Origin of the sequence: Kibdelosporangium aridum, from assembly GCF_900176515.1 — a bacterium.
GTDB classification, from domain to species: Bacteria; Actinomycetota; Actinomycetes; order Mycobacteriales; family Pseudonocardiaceae; genus Kibdelosporangium; species Kibdelosporangium aridum.
The window spans coordinates 420,317-439,434 of record NZ_FWXV01000012.1 but is presented as its reverse complement, the minus strand read 5'-3'; the positions used below and the strand labels follow the sequence as shown (position 1 = coordinate 439,434).

Annotated in this window: 15 protein-coding genes; 6 read left to right on the top strand and 9 right to left on the bottom strand. The window is 68.2% G+C overall.

Annotation, left to right across the window (positions count from 1 at the left end):
• Positions 1-449: 449 nt before the first annotated feature.
• Genes B9C43_RS46995 through B9C43_RS46985 form a run of 3 tightly spaced genes read left to right on the top strand, consistent with a single transcriptional unit; the run spans position 450 to position 6,909 of the window.
• A complete protein-coding gene (locus tag B9C43_RS46995; protein WP_084433796.1) occupies positions 450-2,540 on the top strand; it encodes a PQQ-dependent sugar dehydrogenase in 2,091 nt (696 codons plus the stop codon).
• 35 nt (positions 2,541-2,575) lie between these two features.
• Positions 2,576-5,374, top strand: a complete 2,799-nt coding sequence (locus B9C43_RS46990) for a glycoside hydrolase family 2 TIM barrel-domain containing protein (protein WP_084433795.1) — start codon at positions 2,576-2,578, stop codon at positions 5,372-5,374.
• Between the two features lie 32 nt (positions 5,375-5,406).
• Positions 5,407-6,909: an RICIN domain-containing protein gene (locus B9C43_RS46985; protein WP_160097224.1), complete on the top strand. Its 1,503-nt coding sequence runs from the start codon at positions 5,407-5,409 to the stop codon at positions 6,907-6,909.
• 168 nt (positions 6,910-7,077) lie between these two features.
• Here B9C43_RS46985 and B9C43_RS46980 read toward each other — a convergent pair whose 3' ends face one another.
• Complete coding sequence (locus B9C43_RS46980; RefSeq protein ID WP_033390094.1) at positions 7,078-8,028, bottom strand: NmrA/HSCARG family protein; 951 nt, start codon at positions 8,026-8,028, stop codon at positions 7,078-7,080.
• 77 nt (positions 8,029-8,105) lie between these two features.
• Between B9C43_RS46980 and B9C43_RS46975 the strand changes: the two genes are divergently transcribed.
• The gene (locus B9C43_RS46975; protein ID WP_084433793.1) at positions 8,106-8,378 is read left to right on the top strand and encodes a MarR family transcriptional regulator; all 273 of its coding nucleotides are present in this window, start codon (positions 8,106-8,108) and stop codon (positions 8,376-8,378) included.
• Here the strand turns inward: B9C43_RS46975 and B9C43_RS46970 are convergent.
• The 5 genes from B9C43_RS46970 to B9C43_RS46950 form a co-directional block, all read right to left on the bottom strand.
• Complete coding sequence (locus tag B9C43_RS46970) at positions 8,367-8,870, bottom strand: SRPBCC family protein (RefSeq protein ID WP_084433792.1); 504 nt, start codon at positions 8,868-8,870, stop codon at positions 8,367-8,369. The two genes, B9C43_RS46975 and B9C43_RS46970, sit on opposite strands and share 12 nt — an antisense overlap.
• 52 nt (positions 8,871-8,922) lie before the next feature.
• A complete protein-coding gene (locus B9C43_RS46965; protein ID WP_084433791.1) occupies positions 8,923-9,873 on the bottom strand; it encodes an alpha/beta hydrolase in 951 nt (316 codons plus the stop codon).
• Positions 9,874-9,905: 32 nt separating this feature from the next.
• Positions 9,906-10,850: an NADP-dependent oxidoreductase gene (locus B9C43_RS46960; RefSeq protein WP_084433790.1), complete on the bottom strand. Its 945-nt coding sequence runs from the start codon at positions 10,848-10,850 to the stop codon at positions 9,906-9,908.
• 95 nt (positions 10,851-10,945) lie between these two features.
• Positions 10,946-11,521 carry an NAD(P)H-dependent oxidoreductase gene (locus B9C43_RS46955; protein WP_084433789.1) on the bottom strand — a complete coding sequence of 192 codons (576 nt, stop codon included), beginning with the start codon at positions 11,519-11,521 and terminating at the stop codon, positions 10,946-10,948.
• A 52-nt stretch (positions 11,522-11,573) separates the two neighbouring features.
• Entirely contained in the window at positions 11,574-12,041 is a 468-nt protein-coding gene (locus tag B9C43_RS46950) for a cupin domain-containing protein (RefSeq protein ID WP_033390087.1), read from the bottom strand.
• Positions 12,042-12,238: 197 nt separating this feature from the next.
• Between B9C43_RS46950 and B9C43_RS46945 the strand changes: the two genes are divergently transcribed.
• Complete coding sequence (locus tag B9C43_RS46945; RefSeq protein ID WP_084433788.1) at positions 12,239-12,742, top strand: MarR family winged helix-turn-helix transcriptional regulator; 504 nt, start codon at positions 12,239-12,241, stop codon at positions 12,740-12,742.
• Between the two features lie 92 nt (positions 12,743-12,834).
• Here the strand turns inward: B9C43_RS46945 and B9C43_RS46940 are convergent, their stop codons facing one another.
• Positions 12,835-14,892, bottom strand: coding sequence for an ATP-binding protein (locus B9C43_RS46940; protein WP_084433866.1), 2,058 nt, complete (start codon positions 14,890-14,892; stop codon positions 12,835-12,837).
• Positions 14,893-15,219: 327 nt separating this feature from the next.
• On the bottom strand, positions 15,220-16,161 hold the full coding sequence (locus B9C43_RS46935; RefSeq protein WP_084433787.1) for an alpha/beta hydrolase: 942 nt from the start codon (positions 16,159-16,161) through the stop codon (positions 15,220-15,222).
• A 199-nt stretch (positions 16,162-16,360) separates the two neighbouring features.
• On the opposite strand from B9C43_RS46935, the gene B9C43_RS46930 reads away from it, so the two are divergent.
• Positions 16,361-16,942: a TetR/AcrR family transcriptional regulator gene (locus tag B9C43_RS46930; RefSeq protein WP_084433786.1), complete on the top strand. Its 582-nt coding sequence runs from the start codon at positions 16,361-16,363 to the stop codon at positions 16,940-16,942.
• 116 nt (positions 16,943-17,058) lie between these two features.
• Here B9C43_RS46930 and B9C43_RS46925 read toward each other — a convergent pair whose 3' ends face one another.
• The gene (locus B9C43_RS46925) at positions 17,059-19,056 is read right to left on the bottom strand and encodes a S53 family peptidase (RefSeq protein ID WP_160097222.1); all 1,998 of its coding nucleotides are present in this window, start codon (positions 19,054-19,056) and stop codon (positions 17,059-17,061) included.
• Positions 19,057-19,118 lie beyond the last annotated feature (62 nt).

Here is a 19,118-nt window from a genome sequence, read left to right as displayed (position 1 = left end):
CTGGTTGCGGAGCTGCACCACACCCGCGGTGCCGAATTCCTTTTCCTGTCGTGCTTCCCTGTACAACGCCGAAGGAAAACCATGCGACGAAACAACATGACGTCGGGTGCGCCCACCAGGTTGCTCATGACGAGTACAGACCGTCCAGCCCGAAGACCAGACATGCGCATCATCCGCGCGGCCCGGGTGACATGCGGTGAGTCGTCACAAAGCGCAGGCTGATCGAACACCGCGCCTGCAGGGTTGGCATGCGGTCAAATTCCCGTGTGGCACAGGATTCTGGATCGAACGGTCAAGTGGACGCTGGCTCGGTTCTTCGGCAACCACGGCTTCGTCGGCCACCCACCACCTTCTGCTCTTCATGGTCACCCGCGGCCGGGCTTGAGCACGCCCGGATGAGTCTCGGTGCGACGGATGGTCATCGACAGTCCCAGTCCAAGGAGTAGTGGATGCTCGTATCGGGTTACCGCTTGCGGTTGCGCCGCCTTGTACCGGCCGCCGTCATGGCTGTCTTGGCAGTCCTGTCCGTGACCAGTGCGGTGCCGGCTTCGGCGGCTGCGGGCACGACCTTGGTCGGTGTGGCCTCCGCCCGCTGTCTCGACGTGGTCGGCAACGTCAGGGAGCCGAAGACCGCCGTCAACATCTACGACTGCAACGGACAAGGCAACCAGGCGTGGACCTTCACCTCGACCGGGGAACTCAGGGTGTACGACGACGCCCTGTGCCTGGACGTGGTCGGTCAGGACACCACGGCACCGGCCGGGGTACAGATCTACACCTGCACCGGCGGTGCCAACCAGCGCTGGACCCTCAAGTCCGACGGTTCCATCGTCGGCGTGCAGTCAGGGCTCTGCCTGGACGTGACAGGGCAGAACACCGCCAACAGCTCTCCGGTGGGAATGTGGACCTGCAACGGGCAGGACAACCAGAAGTGGCGGACCTCAGCCGGTAACGTCGACACCCAGCCTCCGACGGTGCCGGGCAGCCCCAGGGTGAGCGACCTGGTGTGCGACTCGGTGACGTTCGCGTGGAACGCCTCAACGGACAACGTCGGCGTCGCGTTCTACGACGTTTACCACGACGGCCAACTGGTGAAGACGGTGAGCGGCACCACGCTGTCCACCAGCTTCCCCGTGGTCGCCGGGGCGGCCTGGGGTTTGTTCGTCAACGCGCGTGACGCGGCCGGCAACGTCTCTCAGGCCAGCACCACGGTGCCGATCACACCGCCGCACTGCCAGGCCGACACCCAGCCGCCGACCGCACCGACACGGCTCGTGGGCTCCGCGTCCGGCACCACGGTGACGTTGTCGTGGACCGCGGCGACCGACAACGTCGGCGTCCGGGCCTACGACATCTACCGCAACGACACCAAGGTCGGCACGGTGACCGGCACCCCCTCCGTTCCTCCTGCCACGTCGTTCATCGACAGCGGACTGGCCGCCAATACGGCGTACCGGTACTTCGTGGTAGCTCGCGACGCACAGGTCAACGTATCCGCGCGCAGCGGCACTGCGACCGTGACCACTGGCGCGAGCTGCGCCAACCCGGTGTGCGCCGTGACGCAGGTCGGCACCGACACCGACCTCCCGTGGGGACTGGTCACGTTGCCCGACGGCTCCATCCTCTACAGCCGCCGCGACGCAGACGACATCGTCCACCTCAATCCCACCACCGGGACGAAGACGGTCGTGGGCACCGTGCCCAACGTGTCCGGCACCGACGGCGAGGGCGGTCTCATGGGCCTCGCGATCGCCAGCACGTTCGCCAGTGACCACTGGCTCTACATCATGCACACGTCGGCCAACGACAACCGGATCGTACGGATCAAGCTGGAGAACGACCGACTCGACACCGCCACCCAACAGATCCTGCTCAGCGGCATCCTGCGCAACAAGTACCACGACGGTGGTCGCTTGCGCTTCGGACCAGACGGCAAGCTCTACGCGAGCACCGGTGACGCCCAGAACGGCGACAATGCGCAGAACAAGACCAGCCTCAACGGCAAGGTCCTCCGGCTGAACCCGGACGGCAGCGTGCCGTCGGACAACCCGTTCGGCAACTACGTCTGGAGCTACGGCCACCGCAACCCACAGGGACTGGCGTTCGACTCCCACGGACGACTGTGGCAGCAGGAGTTCGGCGACGGACGCATGGACGAGACGAACCTCATCACCAAGGGCGGCAACTACGGCTGGCCCGCGTGCGAGGGCACCGCGAACGGCACGGGTTCCTGCGGTACCACAGGTTTCCTCGCGCCGAAGCGCACCTACCCCACGGCAGACGGCTCGTGCTCAGGCATCGCCATCGTCCGCGACGTGCTGTACGTGGCCTGTCAACGCGGAACCCGGTTGTACCGCCAGGTGATCAGCGGGGACAGCCTGCCCACCGCGGAGGTCTACTTCAACGGCACCTACGGCCGGCTGCGCACGGTGGAACCCGCCCTCGACGGAGGACTGTGGTTGACGACCTCGAACGTCGGCGACAAGGACAGCACTCCCAACAACAGCAACGAGAAAATACTGCACGTCGCTCTCGGCTGACCACCCCGACCGAACGAACTACGGAAGGTCTCGACGTGGAGATCAAACGGCGCAGTCTGCTGGCGGCGGGTATGAGCGCGGCCGGCCTTTCCGCGATCAGCATCCCGCTCGCGAGCCCCGCCATCGCGGCGTCCGGCACGCCTGTGACGGAGCGGATGTTCCTCACCGGGACCGACGCGGACCACACGGTCGACTGGGAGTTCCGGGTCGCCACCGGTCGTCGGAGCGGGGTCTGGAGCACCATCCCGACTCCGTCGAACTGGGAGTTCCACGGCTTCGGCAGCTACAACTACGGATCAGCACTGGTGCCCGACGAGAAGGGCGACTACCGGCACACCTTCACCCCACCCGCCTCGTGGGCGGGCAGGCGGATCATCCTGGTCTTCGAGGCGGCCATGACCGACACCGACGTACGCGTCAACGGGAAATCCGCGGGACCGACGCACCAAGGCGGCTTCTACCGGTTCCACTACGACGTCACGGCCCTGGTACAGCTCGGTCAACCCAATCTGCTCGAGGTGACGGTCAGCAAGGAGTCCTCGGACAACTCCGTCAACAATGCCGAACGTCGAGGTGACTACTGGAACTTCGGCGGGATCTTCCGTCCTGTGACGCTGGAGGCCCATCCGGCCGAGCATATCGACCACGTCGCCGTCGACGCACGGGCCGACGGGACGTTCACCGCCGAGGTGGTGCTCGTGGGCGTCACCTCGGCCAGGCGAGTCGTGGGACAGATCAGGCGCTTGGACGGCTCCGCTGTGGGCAGCCTGTTCTCGGCGGCGGTGCCGGCGAACGCGACCAAGGCGACCATCACCACGACCACCGACCAGCCCCTGCTGTGGACGGCCGAGACGCCGAACCTGCACCAAGTGGACGTGACGCTCACCGATGACAGTGGTTCGCCATTGCACGCCACCGTGGTGCGGTTCGGTTTCCGCACGGTCGAAGTCCGCGCGGGCGACGGCATCTACGTCAACGGCAGGCGGATCGTGCTCAAGGGCGCCAACCGGCACACGTTCTGGCCCACCTTGGGCCGCGCGTCGAGCCCTCGACTCGCCCGGCAGGACATCGGGTTGATGAAGGACATGAACATGAACGCCGTCCGGATGTCGCACTACCCGCCGGACAGCTTCTTCCTCGACCTGTGCGACGAGTTGGGGCTCTACGTCCTGGACGAACTGGCGGGGTGGCAGAAGCGCTATGACGAAGGTGTCGGCGCGCCACTGGTGGCCGCGACGGTGACGCGCGATGTGAACCACCCGTCCATCCTGTTCTGGGACAACGGCAACGAGGGCGGCTGGAACACCGCACTGGACGACGACTTCGCGCTCTACGACCCGCAGAAGCGCAAGGTGCTGCACCCGTGGACGACCTTCAACGGCGTCGACACGAGCCACTACCAGAGCTACTCCAGCACAGTCGCGAAAGCGGCGGGCAGCGCCGTCTTCATGCCCACCGAGTTCCTGCACGGTCTCTACGACGGCGGTGCGGGTGCGGGCCTGAACGACTACTGGAAGGTCATGGGCGGCGCGCAACGGTCCGCGGGCGGTTTCATCTGGGCCCTCGTCGACGAGGGCGTCGTGCGCGACGACCGCGGCGGAGCCATCGACACCACGGGGAACCGGGCGCCGGACGGCATCCTCGGCCCTTTCCGCGAGAAGGAGGCGAGCTTCCACACCATCAAGGACATCTGGTCACCGATCCAACTGACCAATCCCGGGTACTACGCGTCGACATTCCCCACGGGATTCGACAAGACCGTCAAAGTCGTCAACAGGTATGACTTCACCAATGTCAACCGGTGCGGCTTCACCTGGCAGCTGCTGAAGTTCGTCTCCCCTGGCGCCGGCAGCGGTCACACCGTCACGGCCAAGGGCGCTTTCACCGGACCTGACATCGCACCCGGTGCGAAGGGGTCCCTGTCATTGGACCTGCCCGCCACGTGGACCGCCGCCGACGCGCTGCGCTTGACCGCCAGGGATCCACATGGCCGTGAGGTGAGCGCGTGGACGTGGCGGATCAAGAAGGCCGCGGACCACGCCGCTCGGCTGGTCGTTCCCACGCCGGGAAATGTCACCGCAGTCGAAAACTCCGCCACGGTGACGATGACCGCTGGGACTACTCGGATCACCGTCAGTAAGGCGACCGGACGACTGGTGGGCGTGGTCAGCGACGGGACGGCGGTGTCGCTGACCAACGGTCCGGCCCTGGCTGTCGGAACAGCCGAACTCACCAGCCTCCACCACTTCCGTGACGGCACCGGTTGGGTCGTGCAGGCCGACTACACCGGTGATCTGACCTCGGTGCGGTGGCGCTTGGACGCGAATGGCTGGTTGCGGTTGGACTACAGCTACCACCGCACCGGCGACCACGACTTCCTCGGCGTGAACTTCGACTACCCCGAGACGAAAGTGCGGGAACTGACGTGGCTCGGCGACGGCCCGCACGGCGTCTACAAGAACCGGATGCGCGGTGCTACACCCGACGTCTGGAGCAAGACGTACAACAACACGGCCACCGGCGCGAACGGTTGGCAGTACCCGCAGTTCAAGGGCTACCACGCCAATCTCTGCTGGGCTGTGCTGACGACCTCCGAGGGCCCCGTCACCGTGGTGTCAGCGCAGGAAGGACTCTTCCTCCGGCTGTTCACCCCTGCTGTCGGCGCCGATCCACTACACGCCACCGCCCCCTACCCGACCGGTGACCTGTCATTCCTGGACGGCGTTCCTCCCATTGGCAACAAGTTCCACGACGTCAGCCAGCTGGGACCGGAGAGCGCGCCGAACGTCGCTGCCGGGAATTACCGCCGTTCTCTCTACTTCCGCTTCCGTTGATGTGGGTGTCAGCACAAACAGGAAGGCACAGCATGCGTAAGCCAAGTTCGTTTCTCGCTGCGCTGACAGCAACACTAGTTGCGCTGACTACGGCACCGATCGCGCAAGGCGCCCCAGCTCCGGCAGCACCCGTGGTCACGCCGTTGACGATGAACACCGACGCCGCCTTCGACGCGCTGAACAGGGCGTTCCTGGTTTCCGACGGTAATCGGCGGTACTACAAGGAGTCCCTCGGCAAGACGGAGAAGGACTACTTCTGGCGGCAGGCGCTCGACATCCAGGCGGCCGAGGACGTGTACGACAGCACCAGGCGTCCGGAAACCCGCGATCTCATCGGGCGCCTGCTGGACACCTTCCTCCAGCAGAACCAGGGTTCCGGCGGCCTGTACGACTGGAACTGGAACGAGTACAACGACGACCTGCTGTGGGCCGGCCTGGCGTTCGCGCGCGGCTACAAGATCACCGGCAACCGCACCTACCTGTCACAGGCGCAGTACGCATTCACCAGGATCTACGACCGGGGCTGGGACAGCGCACTGGGCGGCGGCGTGTGGTGGAGTGTTGAAAAGCAGGAGAAGAGCGCCCTGAGCAACAGCCCGGCGGTGATCCTGGGCGTCCTGATCTTCGAGTCGACCGGCGACCGCGCCTACCTGGACAGGGCGCGGGCGATCTACGACTGGACGTGGGGACGCCTGCTCGACCGGTCCACAGGCGGCGTCCACGAGCACATCAAGGCCAACGGCACTGTCTCCAGTGGACAGACGGTGTACTCGGCAGGCGCCTTCGTCGGAGCGGCCCAAGCCCTCTACCGCAACACCGGACAGCGATCCATCTTCGACGACGCCAAGCGCACAACCGACTGGGTGATCCGAGAACGCACCGTCAACGGCATCATGACCAACGGAACACGCGAGGGCACGTGGCAGTCGGAGTTCTCCCGCGGTATGGGCGAGTTCGTTCGGGAGAACAACCTGTGGGACCAGTACTACGACTTCATGAAGCGCAACGCCGACGCGGCGTGGAACGCGCGGCGAACCGATCTGCTGCTGACCTGGAACCGGTGGGACGCGCAGACACCGCGCGATGACACGCGCGCCGTCGAAGCCATCGGCTCGGTGATCATGCAAGCGGTAACCCCGGCGTCCAAGCCATCCGGAAGCACGATCGTCAGCAACTGGAACGGCAAGTGTGTCGACGTGTCCGGCGGGACCTTCACCGACGGCCAGCGCACGGTCATGTGGGACTGCAATGGTGGCGCAAATCAGAAGTGGGAGTTCACCGGCAGCGAACTGCGCACGCAGAACAACAAGTGCCTCGACGTCAAGGGGGGTTCGACCGTGAACGGCGCGGTGATCCAACTGTGGTCGTGCAACAGCACGGTCGCTCAGCGATTCGCGCTGAGCGCCACGGGCGATCTGGTGAACCTCCACTCGAACAAGTGCGTCGACATCTCCGGCTGGGAACCGAACAACGGCGCTGTACTCGTCCTGTGGGATTGCACAGGCGCTGCCAACCAGAAATGGCACCGCAACTAAAAGAGTGGATCCGTGAATCCACGCATCTTCCGGGGTGGACGTTCCCATTGGAATCGCGAATCGATCTTGGTTGCCGGGAGTTCGCGCGGGCTCCATGTGCGATCCACCGGTGATCAATGCTGTCCGTCCGGCGAGGCGGGTCTGTCATGGTTGGGCTGTCGATCGTGGTCATGCGGGCTTGACCGCTTCCACGTGTTCGGCCAGCCAGGTGCGGAAGGTCTGCAGGCGAGGGTTGAGGGTGCGGACCAGGTCCAGGTCGCGTGCGCCCACGAAGTCGTGTTCGCCTTCGACGTAGAACTGGAACATGTTGCCGAGCTCGTCACCTGCAGGCAGCCCGAGCGAGCGGAGCTGGTCGGGCGTGAGTGGGCGGTAGTCGACCGGTTCGCCCAGCGCGTCGGCGAAGGCGGCGGCGTACTGCTCGCCGGTCAGGTGCTCACCCGCGATGCTCACCGTCTTGCCCACGTACTCGTCGCCCGCGGCGAACACGCCGTAGGCGGTGCGACCGATGTCTTCCGCCGCGATGCCCGCCAGCCTGGCCTCACCCAGCGGCAGCGTGAACACGAGCCGTCCGTCCTGGCCCCGCCGCGGCCCGGAGCCCTGGGTGAACCCCTCCCAGTAGAAGGTGGTCCTCAGGTAGGTCGTCGGGACGCCCGAGTCGCGGAAGAACGCGTCCGCCTCGGCCTTGGCGTCGAAGTGCGGAACCGTGTAGCGATTCTGCAACACCGGGACCCGCTGGTCGGACACCGGGATGACCATGCGCGTGTCCTCCAGGGTCGACCAGACGACGTGGGCGACACTGGCCGCCTTCACGGCACGTGCGGCCGTCGCGGCCTGCGCCAGTTCGACATCCGCGGACATGGACTCCCAGAAGTTGGTCACCACGTAGACGCCGTGAGCGCCCTCGAACGCCGCCCGCAGCGAGTCCTCGTCATCCAGGCTCGCCTCCACGACCTCGGCGCCGAGTTCGGCCAGCGCGCGGGCCTTCGCCGAGCCGGCGTCCCTGGTGACGGCACGCGCGGTGAACGGACCGTCGGGACCGGCGTCGAGAATGGCCCTGACCAGGCCTCCGCCCTGTGCACCCGTCGAGCCCAGTACCGCGATGATCTTCTTGTCGCTCACGAGAACTCCCTCTGCGGGGTCGCCGCAGCCCTGCGGCGACTTGCCTGGTTGAACGGGTAGGTTTTGGAGAATTTCGGATGTTGGCGGATCAGCTCCTGCGCGACCTGGGCCTGCACCGCGGCCAGGAACTGGGCCTCATGCACCTGCGGGATTCGAGCCCGGCGTGCCAGACGGAACTGTTCGAGGTGCTGGACTCCAATTCGCGACCATCACCAGGGATGGTGCGGCGGCTGGAGAAGCCTGGTCTGGTCGAGCGGGCGCCTGATCCCCGCGACGGCCGGCACCCTGGCGGCCGCGGTCGCCAGATCCTGACCGCAGCTGAATGGGAACCGCCCAACTCAGTCCACTGAGGATGCTCGCGGAGGGGCCGCCCGCTCGGCCTCGCGGATCGACGCGGCCAACCCCTGGCGCATGTAGCGCTTCCACATTGGACCGATGAGTAGCCGCACCGGCAGACTCCGGCCCGGCTTCGCGGTGAAGTGGTAGGACCAGCGCACGGCCACGCCGCCGTCCAGGTCGGGGGTGAAGGTCCATTCGCCCCGGGCGCGTTCCACGACGAACCGCAGGGCGTTGGTGAAGCCGGTGACCTCGTAGGCGAAGTAACCGGGCCGCAGGTAATGCGTCATCCTCTCCATCGCGGACCCGCCGTCGGCGAACTGCGGCCTGCGGTGCACGCCCACGTGGTCCCACGGACCGGACTGCTCCTCGACGTGCGTAATTGCGGGCAGCGGTCCCCAGCCGGTGAAGACCAGTGACAGGTCGATCGGCGTCATGACGTCGAAGGCCACCTCCAGGCTGTCGACGGCGGCAGTGCCGGTAGCGGTGACGGTGGTGACGGACACGGGGATGCTCCAGTTTCGCGAGGGCGGGCGAGTGTCTTCGGTGATGGTGAGGTCAGATCGATTTGAGCACTCGGATGCGGTCGCTGATGGCGCGGCGGGCGACGTCGGAGTTGAAGGCGATGGAGTCGAACTCGTGGGGGGCGCCGGGGTGGAGGTGGAACTCCACCGGTACGCCGGCGCGGCTGAGCTTGGCCGCGTAGGCGATGTCCTCGTCGCGGAAGACGTCGAGCTGGCCGACCTCGATGTAGGCCGGCGGGAGGCCGGTCGCGTCCTCGAGCCGGGCCGGGGCCGCGGTGGCGGGGACGTCGGGTCCGCCGGCGGCCTCACCGAGTAGTGCCGGCCACGCGGTGAGGCTGTCGTCGTAGGACCACAGCGCATAGGGCGCGATGTGCGGGTCGGGTGTGGTGGTGCGGTCGTCGAGCATCGGCATGAGCAGGATCTGGCGGGCGATCTTCGGGCCGCCGCGCTCACGGGCGAGGATCGACACGGCCGCGGCCATGCCGCCCCCGGCGCTGTCGCCCATCACACCGACCCGGTCGGGGTCGACGCCCAGCTCGGCGGCATGCTCGTGCAGCCAGCGCAGAGCGGCGTAGGCGTCTTCGAGCGGTGTGGGGAAAGGGTGCTCGGGCGCGCGCCGGTACTCGACCGACAGCATCGACACACCGCTGGCGGAGACGTAACGGGTGACCGGTCCGTCGAACAGGTCGATGTGGCCGAAGATGTACCCGCCGCCGTGGAAGAACAGCACGGCCGGGCCCGGCGTCGCGCCGTCCTTGACATACCAGCGCATCGTGATCTGCGCACCGTCGTCGGCGGTCGCGTAGTGCTCGCTCGTCGTGACGTCGGCCGGGATCGGCTGTGCCGTTCCCGCGGCGCCGATGATCGGCTCCCACATGGCGCGGCGTGCCGCGACGTCTCCCACCGCCGGCGGTGGGGCGTCCGCCATCGCGCCGGCCATCGGGGCCAGCGCCGCGGCGATCTCGGGATCCAAGCTCAGTGCCATGGTGGTGCCTTTCGGTGCTGCGGGAGTGAGCCTCAGGAGGCGGCCGGGACGACGATGACCTTGCCGTGCAGCGTGCCCGCAGCGGCCTGGGCGTGGATTGCTGGCAGCTCGGCCAGCGGGACCCGATGGGCGACGTTGACGCGCAGCTCGCCGTGGTCGATCAGCGCCACCAGCCGCGACAGCTGTTCGGTGTCGCTGCGGACGAAGACGTCGATGCCGCGCACGCCGCGCTCCTCGTCGGTGGGCGCGGGCATCCACACCGTCGTGTTCACCACGACACCGCCTGGACGGGCCAGGCCGGCCAGCGCGGCGAGCTCGGCCGGGTCGATCGGCGCGAGGTTGAGCACGACGTCGACCGGCTCGGTCACCGCCGCGGTCACCCCGGTGGTGGTGTGGTCGATGACCTCGTCGGCGCCGGCCGACTCGACCGTCTCGCTGCTGCGCGGGCTGGCCGTGGCGATCACGTGGGCACCGGCCCCCTTGGCCAGCTGCACGGCGTAGCCGCCGACCGCTCCACCCGCGCCGTTGATCAGCACGCGTTGCCCGGCCGTCAGCTTGCCGTGGTCGAACAGCGCCTGCCACGCGGTGAGGCCCACCAACGGCAGCGCGGCGGCGTCGGGCAGCGGGACACTCTTGGGCGCCGGCGTCAGGACCTCGGCCGGCGCAAGGACGTACTCCGCGGCGGCGCCGTTGCCGTCCATCGGCAGGAAGCCGATGACCTCGTCACCGACCGCGATGCCGGCCACGCCCTCGCCCAGCGCGTCGACCGTGCCGGCGACATCGATGCCGGGAGTGTGGGGCAGCACGACCGGGATGGGGCCGCGCATGAAGCCCCCGCGGATGTTGCCGTCGACGGAGTTGAACGACGTCGCGGCGACGCGGATCCGGACTTCACCGGCTCCGGGGACGGGCTGCTCCACGTCTTCGTAGCGCAGGACGTCGGGGTCGCCGTACTCGTGGAAACGCACTGTCTTCATCAGAGTTCTCGCCTTCGCTTCACGTTGTTTGCTTCGAATTTGAAGCAACTGAGATCAGCCTACTTCTGCTTTGAATTCGAAGCAAGTGGGGTCGGTCACCACTGGTCAGAGCTCATCGCCGCGGCGAGCTCGGCGGCGGCTTGGTCAATGTGTTCGCGCAGCCGCGTCGTGTCGCCGGAAGGCGATTCCTCCCAGTCCGCAGGGCCGGCGACGACGAGAGTGGGCACGGGTTCGGCGTGCAGGCAGGTGAGGCGCCCCCGCATCACCTGCTCGATGTCAGGTGGCTGCCAGCGCGAGCCGCTGGTGACCGCGAGCAGCACGGGTACGCCGGACAGGACGTCGTCGTCGAGGACGGCGAAGAACGATTCGAATACCTCACTCGGGGATGCGGCGACCACCGGTGTCGCCACCACGAGCCCGTCGGCCGCCGCGACCGCCGCGATCGCCTCTCGCAGGTCGAGGCTGGCGTGGCCCCGGGTGGAGCGCTGCGCGAGGTCGGCCGCCAGCCGGCCCAGTTCCAGCACCTCCACCTCGACTCTCGCTCCACTGGCCGTGAGCGCCCTGTAGACCGACTCCGCGATCCGGTCCGCGAGCAGGCGGGTCGGGCGCCCGTAACCGACACCGGCGCAGAGGACGGCCAGCGAAACCGGGCTCCACGCGGACGGGCTCATCCCAGCACCGCGTTCACGGCTGTTCTCCCCCGTCGGCCAGGCTGCGGTACCGTCACCGGGGAGGACCGAGGACGACGTTGCCGGTGAGTTCGGCGGCTTCGGCGAGCAGCTGCGGCGTGATCTCGAAGCCCTCCGGGCGTGGCTCACGCAGGTCGCGGCCCGCGTGGCGGAACATCTTCTCCAGCCCGCCTGGGGTCGCGATGAGCAGCAGGTCGGCCTTGTCCGAGGTGATGCGGTAGCCGTGCGGGATGCGGCGGGGCAGGAAGACGATGCCACCCTCCCGCAACTCGTGCTGCTCGTCATCGACCCACACCAGCGCCGAGCCGGCCAGGAGCAGGAAGACCTCGTCCTCCTTGTTGTGCACGTGGAACGGCGGCGCCTCGCCCAAGCTGGCGTCGAAGCGTCCGATGGTCAGCTGCCCACCGGTCGCCTCGGCGTCGAGCAGGACGCTGAAGACGCTCCCGCCGATCCATTCGAGCTGTTGCTGATCCTCCCGCTGGGCGAGGTAGGGGATAGTCATGGCCGTCCTCGGGGATCCGCGGACAGCGGCGCCGTCCTCCTGCCCGCGACCCTGCCCCGCGCCGCTGCCCGATCTCCACGTTCTGTGATGCTCAGTCGGGCCCAACCCTGCCCACGCGCGCTCACGAGGTCATACATCGGGCCGTGATGTCCTCGCAGTCACGGCCCGCTTCGAATTCGAAGCAGTAGACTCGCGCCATGCCTGATTTGCCGCCGTCGCTCGATCCCGTGCAGCTCGGTGCCTACTTCGATCTCATCGAGGTGACCAGCCTGCTCCGGCACGCGGTCGAGCAGCAGCTGCGCGAGGCCGGCGATCTCAGCTACGTGCAGTTCCAGCTGCTGGCCCGGCTCGGAGACTCTCCGACGGGCAGTCACCGGATGACCGACCTGGCCGACGGCGTCGTCTACAGCCGCAGCGGTCTGACCTACCAGGCAGGCCTGCTCGAAAAGGCGGGCCTGGTCGTGCGCGCCCCCGCTTCGGACGACGAGCGGAGCATCACCGTCACCATCACCGATGCCGGACGCGCGCTGCTCGCCAAGGTGCTGCCCGGTCACATCGAGGTCGTCAGCAGCATGCTCTTCGAGCCGCTCTCGCGCGACGACGTCACGGCCCTCGCCGGCCTGCTCGCGCCGGTGCGCGACCACATGCGCTCGACGCCGCCTCGCTCGGCAGCGCCTCGCCGCCGCCAAGGCCGAGCGTGACGACTCGGCTTAGTCCACGCGGAGGGCCGCGGCGAGTCCGCGGGGGTGTCGCGGGTGCTGACCTGACTGGAGCCTGCGACGCCCTCGTGGCCTCACCCTTCCAGTGACAAGCGCGGCGCGGACAGCACAGGCATCGTGGCCGCCTGACGCAACTGCTCGATGAGCCGCTCCTTGGCCAGGGCGAGGTGGCGCCGGTACGTGCCGTAGGGCACCCCCAGTCGTCGGGCGGCTGCCTTGTGGGTGCGGGAAGCCTCGATGTATGTGGCGGTGAGCGCTTCGTGTGCTTTCACGCCCGCGGGATCGACCTGCAGCGCGTCGAGGGCGACCGTGATGGCGGCGCGCAGGACGGCCACGGGGTCGGCTGACCCCTGCGGCACGAGGCGGGAGTGCAGCAGGACGCTGGTCGCGAACTCCCGGGGAGCGTGCCACGTGCGCAGCGCCTCGACCACGCCCTCCTCAAACACGGCACGCGACAGGTCGTCGCCGCTCTCGTCATCTGAGCCACCGGCGGCCGCGGCTGCCGTCCACCCGGCTACGGGTGCGACCACGACGCGAGCCCGGTGCTCTACCCACTGCTCCACCGGTTGCCGCCGCCAGTCCCTGCCGAAGACGTGCTGCGTCCGCCCGTCGGCGTCCACCGCCACGACCTCCTGCAGCCCGGCGTTGGCGAGGTAGCGCCGCCACCGCTCGGCGTCCTCGAAGACGGTGAAGGTCGCAGCGCGGCCGCGGGTCCTCATCTCGGCCGCGATGGTGCGTCGACTGATGAGGTCCATGAGGGGCGAGGGCCGCTGATGCCAGCCGGGCTGCACGGCGAAGCGGCGGATGCCCAGGTGCTCGCCCTGTCCCAAGGGAGCGGCGGCCTCCACGTAGTCCCAGAGCGCCGCGATCACCGGGTCCTGGGTCCGGTCCTCGGGCAGCGGTATCTCCAGCCGCAGGATGGCCATGAACGCGACGGGCGCGGAGGAGCCCGCGTACCGGTAGACGCGGAAGCCCTGCGGCTGGCGGCGCACCCAGTGCGCGACTGCGGTCGCGGATGCGAGGCCCTCCGCCTCCTCCGCCATACGCAGGACGTCGGGCACGTCGTCGGGCCGCAACGGGGTGTCCACGATGTGGGGGTGCGCCTGCCAGCCATACAGGTCGTTCAGGCCGCCCTGGTCGCGGAAGAGGAACATCCACTCCGCGACGCGCACCAGCGCGTCCTCCTCGGAGGCGCAGCGCACGGCCTGCAGACACGCAACCGAGACGCGGACGCGTACGTCCTCGTAGCGTTCCGGATCCCGCCAGCGCAGGTCGGCCGCGAGCGTGGCCCGCACCGCATCGTGCGGATGCAGCCCTTCAGGGGTGGCCTCCACGTAGGGCAGCTGACGCAGCCACGAGAACACCGTCGCGGTGTCCTCATCACCCAGCACCGCGCGCAGCAGCGACTCGCGCGTGACGTAGGCCTGCGCGACGACCTCGAGGGCGCGCCGGTGAGCGGTGCTCGGCAGGTCGCCCACGAGCCGCTCGACCAGGGTCGTCAGCACGTCGCCGGTGGGCTCCCACGGTGCGCCCGGCGCCGCGGCGGGCGCGGAGGCGGCGAGGGAGAGGGCAAGTGGGCTGCCCCCGGCGAAGGCGACGAGAGCGCTGCGCTGTTCCTCGGTGACACCACGTGCCGCGAGCAGGGCGTCGGACTGGGCGGCGTCGAGCGGTCGCACGACCAGTTCGGCGAAGAGCCGGGCCCAGCCAGGATCCAGCGTCCACTCGGCATCGGGGGCGACCCTGCTCGCCAGCACGACGAGCGCACCGTCGGCGAGCCGGAGCAGGAAGGTGTCGCGCAGCCACGGCTCGAGCTGCTGGCAGTGCTCGAAGGAGTCGATGAGGAGCACCGCACCGGGCTCGACGCACGCCAGGGCGGCTGCCTCCTCCATCCGACGCGGATCCGCGTCGAGGAACCGTGCGTCAATATGCACCACGCGGCGGCCGACGAGTTCGGTCTGCCGGGCGGCGTAGCGCAACAGGGAGGACTTGCCGATCCCGCCAGGGCCATGAAGGTACGCCACGATCGGAGCGTCGGCCGCACCCGACAGCATCCGGTCGAGCACCGCGCGCTCCGGCTCTCGGCCTACCAGCGCACCGGCTCGTGCCGCCGCCAGCCTGTCCGCCAGTCCCATCGCACCCACCCCCACTCCTTCCATCGGCTTCGTATCAGTACGGGAGAGTTCGCGATCCGCGACAGCTCGACTTGCGAGGTTGACCCGGTCGTGGCCGAGATGGCGGACCAACTCGCGGATGTCGCACGCCATCGTGGCCTTGTCGTAGCCGCTCGACTGCTTTCCGAGTAGCCCATGCCTCGGTACTCGCGGACGATCATCGGCACCATCGCAAGGGCGGTGCGGCCGCTCGATCGCGCCGACGGTGACGGGTTCAGAGGATCATGTGAATGCTCGTTCCGTGGAGATCGTGACTGTGGGTGGCCGACCACCTGCTCCGCACCGGAGTCAGATCGACTTCAGGACCCGGACCCGGTCGGCGATGGCGCGTCGGGCGACGTCGGAGTCGTAGGCGATGGAGTCGAACTCGTGCGGTACGCCGGGGTGGAGGTGGAACTCCACGGGCACGCCGGCGCGGCTGAGCTTGGTCGCGTAGGCGGTGTCCTCGTCGCGGAACAGGTCGAGTTGGCCGACCTCGATGTAGGCCGGTGGCAGGCCGGTCGCGTCCTCGAGCCGGGCGGGCGCGGCCGTGGGCGGGACGTCGGGGCCTCCGACGGCGTCGCCGAGGAGAGCTTGCCACCCGGTGACGAGGTCGCCGTAGTTGTAGATGAAGGGCGCGAGGTGGGGGTCGGGGGCGTTGGTGCGGTCGTCGAGCATCGGCATGACGAGGATCTGGCGGGCGATCTGCGGCCCGCCTCGGTCTCGCGCGAGGATCGACAGGGCTGCGGCCATGCCGCCGCCGGCGCTGTCGCCCATGACGCCGATCCGGTTGGGGTCGACGCCGAGTTCTATGGCGTGGTCGTGCAGCCAGTTCAGCGCTGCGTAGCCGTCCTTGACGGGGGTAGGGAAGGGGTGCTCGGGAGCGCGGCGGTATTCGACGGAGAGCATAGGTACGCCGCTGGCGGAGACGTAGCGGGCGACGGTGCCGTCGAAGTGGTCGATGTGGCCGAAGAAGTAGCCGCCGCCGTGGAAGTACACCACTGCGGGGCTTGGTGCGGCGCTTTCCTTGGTGTACCAGCGCATCTGGATCTGTGTGCCGTCGTCCGCGGTGGCGTGGTGATCGCTCATCTGGACTTCTTCGGGGAAGGGCTGGGCGGCGCTGGAGGCTGCGAGGATCGGCTCCCAGAAGGCGCGACGACCTTCGACGTCACCACGCGGAGGCTGGAATGCGTCGGTCCCGCCCAGCTGGGCCAGGACGTCGGCTACCTCGGGGTCGAAGTTGAGTGTCATGATCTCGGTCTTTCGCTGCGTGGACGGCCGGTAGTTCGCTGAAGGAGACTCGTTGATCGACGTCGGCGGCGAGTTGCCGCGGTCGATCCGGGCGACGAGTTCGGACAGTCGCCAACACTTTTTCCGGACGAAATCGTCCGGTTAGTGGAACCGTACTTGTCCGATTCGCCGCGCCGCAAGCCGCTGCGATGATGAGTCCGTGTCACAGCCCATCTCCCGCCGGACCCGTAAGGACGCGCTTCGGAACCGCGATCGGGTCCTTGACGCTGCCACCGACCTCGTCCGGAGCGAGGGGGAGAAGGTGCCGATGGCCAAGATCGCCGAGCGCGCGGGCGTCGGGGTCGGGACGGTCTACCGCCACTTCGCCACCCGCGAGGAGTTGCTCGGCGCGCTCGTCCACCGCTCGTTCGGCCTTGCGGTGGACAACGCACGGGCAGCCGCCGCTCACCCGGGCTCCGCTCTGGAAGGCGTCCGGCTGTTCTTCTTGGCCACCATGCGCGACCGCGAGCGATTCGTGCTCCCCTTGCACGGCGGCCCGCTCGTCTTCACCCCCGCGACCCGCACCCGCCAAGCAGACGTTCGCACCGCCCTGCGCACGCTCCTCGAACGCGGAAAAGTCGCCGGAGAACTGCGAGCAGACCTAACCCCCGAAGACCTGATCGTGGCCAGCTCACTCCTCTCCCGACCGCTGCCGGGCACCAGCGACTGGGACGGCTTGGCCCGCCGGCAGATCGACCTGATGATCAACGGCCTCGGCCCCTCGGCACCGCCGACCGGCTAACGAAGCCCAACCCTGGACGAGTGATGCAGACATGTGGCAGTTGGGCGCGACCGGCGCGAACCACCCCTGCTGCCTGAGCTTTGCGACCACGAGCAGATCAGCTGCTCACTGGTCGATCAGTCAACGTGTCTCGGGGCATAGGACCACGGGTAGTCGCCGGTCGGTGATCCGAGGCCGGTCACGTGGTCGAACCCCGGCGTGGTGTCGGGTGTCGGCGGCTCTGTGGGCTCGTAGGGCATCCGGCCCGACAAGCTGTACAGCAGCGGTGTCGGGTCGCTGCCTGCCCGTCGTGGGCGCACCGCTGTGGGCGGGGTTCGGTCGGGCAGGGTGTATTTGACGACGTCCCGTAGAGCCGGCTTACCGGCACGCTGGTACAGCGCCGGGTTGGCGAAGCCGATCGGCTTGCCTCGCACCTGCTGGGCCAGCGCCTGCACCCCGGCGAACAGCGGCGCGGAAAGGCTGGTGCCGCCGTATTTGCGTTCCTGGTAGGTCCATGTGGACGGGTCGGGGTTGGTAGCGGCGTTGATCGCTTTGCCGCCGACGAGCATCCCGGTGACCGGGTCGGCGTTCATCGCGACATCGGCTCCGACCCGGTAGCGCTTGCCGTCGGTGCCCTTGGCGAGGCTGTCCGGGACGACGTCACGCTGGTACCACGGTTGTGGCAGGCCCACGGCCTGGCCGCCACCGCCACCGGCTCCGTGCGACGCCGCGCCAGGCAGCGCCTGCCATGCCGAGCCGTCGGCGTTCATCGGGGTGGACGCGTTGCCCCACCCGCTGTCCCATAGGCGATCACCGTGCGGACCGATGGCCAGGGAGGTGCCGCCGACTCCGGTGAACCACGCGTTGGCGGCGAGAATGTTCAGGAAGTTTCCGGCCGGATCGTGCCCGCCGTCACCGCTGGAGACGTAGAAGCCGACTCCTTGCAACGCGCCCTGTTGTGCGACCTGTTCGTACGCACGTTGCATTTTCGGGGGTACGTCCGTGGCCAGCGACATCGACACGATCGTCGCATCGGTGTGATCGAGGGCGTAGGCCATGACGTCGAGCAGCGAAGATCCGACACGACTCGAGCCGCCGATCGAGATGATGTCGGCACCGGGAGCCATGCCGTGCACCGCTTCGACATCCATCAGACTCTCCACCATCCCGATGTTCGGCGGCAGCGGGGGTGAGCCGTCGAAGCTGATGACGCGCTTGAGCTGCCCGGGGCGAAGCGGCGGCGTGCCGACCCTGGCCGACCAGGTGTTGACGTCCTCTTCGAGAGTGTCGGACGAAGGGGTGATGACCGCGACCACCTGTCCCTCGCCGGTGAGTCGTGCGTCGCCCAAGCCGTAGGCCTGCCGCAGTTGCGTCGGTGTGTATCCACACGGCTCCCAGGGCGCGGTACGCCCGTAGGCGGGCGGCAGTTCAGCCGCCGGCACCTCTGCCCAGTATTTCGAACAGCGGGGCCCGGATTCGGCGGCCGGTTCCTCGCTGTTCGCGGACTCCGCGATCGGCGTGCTCGATGTGGTGACTGAGGCAGGCCGGTCCGCGGTCGCCTGCTGGAACGGGTATGCGACCACGCCCACACCCAGCACCAACTTGTCCAGCGCCGCCGGGATCGTGAGATCGGTGGTCGGCACGAGCACGTGGTACGAACCGCCGTATTCATAGTGGCGCAACGACGTGCCGAACGCCTCGTTGAACTGCCTGACGGTGCCCGAGACGTCCAGCGCGCGCCAATCGGAGTGACTGACGGCCAAGCCCGCTGAAGTGAGCCAGTCCCGTACCTTCCGCACGAGTGCGGGCTGGAGTTCGCTATGCCGCCGGATCTGCTCGGCCGAGAGGTAGGAACCGTAGGCCGGGTTTCCCGGCGTCGACACCGCCATGGCCTTGTCTCGCAGCGCGTCCGGATCACGCACCGCAAGATGAACGCGGTTGGTGAGGTGCACCTCGGGCGGGGCCTCACCGTGGTCGATCACGCCACTGTCCGGTGGCAAAACGATAGCGGTACCGGCGAGGGGTACGCGGCCGCTCTCCGCGGCCGGGGCAACGCCGGGTGCGACCAGCGTGACAACGGCGACTGCTCCCCATGCGGTGATCCAGCGGCGTCGGCGCCGCGACAGCGATTTCATGCTGGAAGTTCTATCCACAGCGTGGTTTCCAAAGTGTCTCCACGGCACCGGCACCAGCCCCG

What these genes read in the sequence shown, in the direction of transcription:
- B9C43_RS46960 (WP_084433790.1), bottom strand. Translation starts at nt 10,850, where the DNA reads ATGAAGACAGTGCGTTTCCACGAGTACGGCGACCCCGACGTCCTGCGC.
- B9C43_RS46965 (WP_084433791.1), bottom strand. Translation starts at nt 9,873, where the DNA reads ATGGCACTGAGCTTGGATCCCGAGATCGCCGCGGCGCTGGCCCCGATG.
- B9C43_RS46985 (WP_160097224.1), top strand. Translation starts at nt 5,407, where the DNA reads ATGCGTAAGCCAAGTTCGTTTCTCGCTGCGCTGACAGCAACACTAGTT.
- B9C43_RS46925 (WP_160097222.1), bottom strand. Translation starts at nt 19,056, where the DNA reads ATGAAATCGCTGTCGCGGCGCCGACGCCGCTGGATCACCGCATGGGGA.
- B9C43_RS46950 (WP_033390087.1), bottom strand. Translation starts at nt 12,041, where the DNA reads ATGACTATCCCCTACCTCGCCCAGCGGGAGGATCAGCAACAGCTCGAA.
- B9C43_RS46975 (WP_084433793.1), top strand. Translation starts at nt 8,106, where the DNA reads ATGTTGGCGGATCAGCTCCTGCGCGACCTGGGCCTGCACCGCGGCCAG.
- B9C43_RS46995 (WP_084433796.1), top strand. Translation starts at nt 450, where the DNA reads ATGCTCGTATCGGGTTACCGCTTGCGGTTGCGCCGCCTTGTACCGGCC.
- B9C43_RS46935 (WP_084433787.1), bottom strand. Translation starts at nt 16,161, where the DNA reads ATGACACTCAACTTCGACCCCGAGGTAGCCGACGTCCTGGCCCAGCTG.
- B9C43_RS46955 (WP_084433789.1), bottom strand. Translation starts at nt 11,521, where the DNA reads ATGAGCCCGTCCGCGTGGAGCCCGGTTTCGCTGGCCGTCCTCTGCGCC.
- B9C43_RS46945 (WP_084433788.1), top strand. Translation starts at nt 12,239, where the DNA reads ATGCCTGATTTGCCGCCGTCGCTCGATCCCGTGCAGCTCGGTGCCTAC.
- B9C43_RS46940 (WP_084433866.1), bottom strand. Translation starts at nt 14,892, where the DNA reads ATGGGACTGGCGGACAGGCTGGCGGCGGCACGAGCCGGTGCGCTGGTA.